This is a genomic window from Thiolapillus sp., assembly GCF_048562965.1.
GTDB lineage: Bacteria > Pseudomonadota > Gammaproteobacteria > Chromatiales > Chromatiaceae > Thiolapillus > Thiolapillus brandeum_A.
This window is the reverse complement of the sequence record NZ_JBHNMF010000406.1, coordinates 1-2,964: the sequence shown is the minus strand read 5'-3', so window position 1 is coordinate 2,964 and position 2,964 is coordinate 1. Positions and strand designations below refer to the sequence as shown.

The 2,964-nt window shown below is 39.2% G+C and carries 2 protein-coding genes; both read right to left on the bottom strand.

Annotated features, from left to right (window positions below; translation table 11 throughout):
- Positions 1-278 precede the first annotated feature (278 nt).
- On the bottom strand, positions 279-938 hold the full coding sequence (locus tag ACOCD2_RS15530) for a CYTH domain-containing protein (protein WP_293649388.1): 660 nt from the start codon (positions 936-938) through the stop codon (positions 279-281).
- Positions 939-1,086: 148 nt separating this feature from the next.
- Positions 1,087-2,808: a hypothetical protein gene (locus ACOCD2_RS15525; RefSeq protein ID WP_293649386.1), complete on the bottom strand. Its 1,722-nt coding sequence runs from the start codon at positions 2,806-2,808 to the stop codon at positions 1,087-1,089.
- Positions 2,809-2,964 lie beyond the last annotated feature (156 nt).

Genomic DNA, 2,964 nt, shown 5'->3' with positions numbered 1-2,964 from the left:
TTTTCTCCTCTGAAACTCTAAACTCTAGTTAACCTCCTTGCTGCACTATAACCTGTGCAGCTCTGGAGGGGGTCATTTCATGGATGCTGGAATACAACGAAGAGCGAGATCACGACAGCCTTGGTGGGATGACACCCCTTGAGGCCCTTGAAAAGGCCAGAAACTCTACTTTTGAGCTGTCCACTTGACGGGGAAGCTTACGGAGGCGTCTACTTTTTCAGGGGAGGTCTAAAAGAAAGCCTAGTAGGGGAGCTTACGTAGGGTTGGTGTCTTCTATTCTACTTTCTACTACTAGTTCTATCCTCTTCTAGTAAATGACGCCCATTTATATATGTTTTGTAATCGTATTTCCTCAAATATAATTCTACATAACCCGTGCTTATGTGTTTTAGCCCAAAATTCTTCATCATTTGTAATATTCCATTCCTAAGCCCAAGATTTCTAACTTCAACCTCAATAAAGCTACCCAACATTTCTACGTCGTCAAAGCAGACAGTAATATCGCTGTTTTCATAAGTGAGTCTCTTCTTCTTAATCTTAACGAAATCAGAAAGCCCGAAATGTCCGCTTGTTTCCGATGTGTTGTAATTGAGAGTTGTAGGTATTGAGTCGATCAGAAAATTCGATAAAAACTTCAGCATACGCATGCCGCACTCTTCTTGAAGTGGTAATTTGCATTTGTATTCATCTGCTGATGTATGTGTTTTATCTTCCAAATTAGGGCTGTATTTTATTTCAATACGTTTTCCATCCCGCTCTCTTACAAAAACACCCTTAACAAACAGTTCTCTTTTTGGTGTATCGTAGTATCTGTCTAGCACTATATTTAATGCCTTTCTTGAATATATATTGTCTTTAAATAACATTCCAACAAACGCTTCTTTATCAAAAGAATGAGTAAGTTTCGCTTTATATTCAAATTCAACATCTTTCTGCATTGCGGCCTCTCATTGTGTAATGAATGTTTCGCCATAGAAACTCGGTTAATACTATACCCATCATTTCTACTATAATATGGAAGATATGCTGTTTAGCATATCATGCAATGTCTATGCTCATCGCTATATACTTTGTATTGCTACCATATCAATCCAGTAAACCGCGATCAGTGAAGATCTTAAGCCACAACTTCGCAATATGGTTTCTATTCTCTTGGCTTAAAGATTGAATAAAGGTATTCTTGTTGTACGCACTTTTATTTTCAGCAATACTAGCGATTTCAGCGATGCTTAACAGCATCTCTGCCCGAACAAGCTGAATGAAATCACCAACCACAGCTCCATGTATAAAGTTTGGCGCATTTCCATCACATATCAAATGAAAATAATTGTGCTCACCCGTGAGTCTCCTAACATAAGGGGTAATAGTTTCTTCGCTGTATTCAGATGTTAAAAAGCTAAAATCAAACTCATCGTCAGATGAGGTAACAGAGGCTACATAACAACCATTCTTCAGTGACCGGAAATCTGGTAGTTTGAGTGCTTGATTACCAGTAGCTGAAAAAAGCACATCGGAATTAGCCAATAAACGATGCCATGGAAGAACATCACAGTTTTGGTTGTATGCTTTAAGCTGAAGTTGGGGATCTACTTCGTAGACACATGGCTTTATGCCACGCATCAGGAGATGATGAGCTATTGAACTACCGACTTTTCCATAACCTAATACGGAACAGCTTGAATACTGTAATAGGCTGCCGCACTCACGCAGCAATGCGTCAGTTGAAAAGACTATTGATTGCCCAATCAAAAAGTCTTCATTATCTTTTAAAGGGCTACGTGCAGCCGAGAAAACGGGAGTAGGCAATGGCTTCAACTGCTCGTACTTTGGCAGGCCATTCTCAGTGTCTTCAATTACACCGATAAGTTTATCGCCATGAGTATCAACAAGCTGTTTTAATTGTGTGGAAAACCAACCGCCAATATCCAATAGAACAACAGGGCTTGGGGCGTTCGTTATTTGTTCACTTACAAATGAAAACTGCTCTCTAGAATTACGGGCACTGAAGTTAAGGTGAAACCCCTTATCTAATAATAAAGACTTAGTATCCTCATCAATCGACTTTGGTTTTGCAATAACTCCTAGAAGATTAGAGCAACGTCGTAGTGCCATCAAATAATCTGTTACATCTGGTATTATATGCGCAACAGCTATTGTACTTACCCGTGGACTAGTGCTATAAGCTATTAAATGCCCATAGAAACGGCGACGTTTCAATTGTGGAGTATTAAGGTTCTGAATTTTAAAAAAAACTTTACTAAAGCTATTTAGACGTTTCAGGTAATCAAGTCCATACCACTGAGGATCATGTTTTCGATACATTTCCGTATCCTTAGATAACATGTCTTCATCTTCAACAAAAAAAACATATCGAAAATCGAAATGTGTATGTCCTGGCTCTTCATCGGCGATATTGGCCGGAACTGAATGCGCATCAATATCAATAGGTATTAACGGGTCTAAGTCACTCTGTATATACTCTAACTTCCGAATGAAACCTAAATCTAGTCTCCATGTCAAGTGTCGATTTGCGGCATCTAAAGGTGTTTCATCTTCTTGTAAGTGGCCTACTGGTTGAAGGTGTTGAGACCAAGTGGGTTTTTTTACAAGAAGAATTCGACTTGTCTCCTGACATACAATAAGAGCACTTGCCGTTATGTGACCGATTGGGCTGCTCCTTAAACAAACTTCTTGTGAGTCTTTCGAAGTCTCTAGTATTTTCTCAAGTAAAGAAAGTCGCTCTTTCTCATCAGCATTAAGTTCCATATACCTCTGCATCAATTTACGCAGTTCGTCCAATTTAAACATTATTATTTATCTCTGCTAAGTATATATAAATGCGTCGCGCTGAGCCGACTAGCGCGCTGGCGGTGTTTTTCCACAATAACGACTCCTTTACATTTGGTTTCTCTTCGTCATCAACATGACTGTATTTTAAAACATTCTGGGGCTGTAATCAGCACC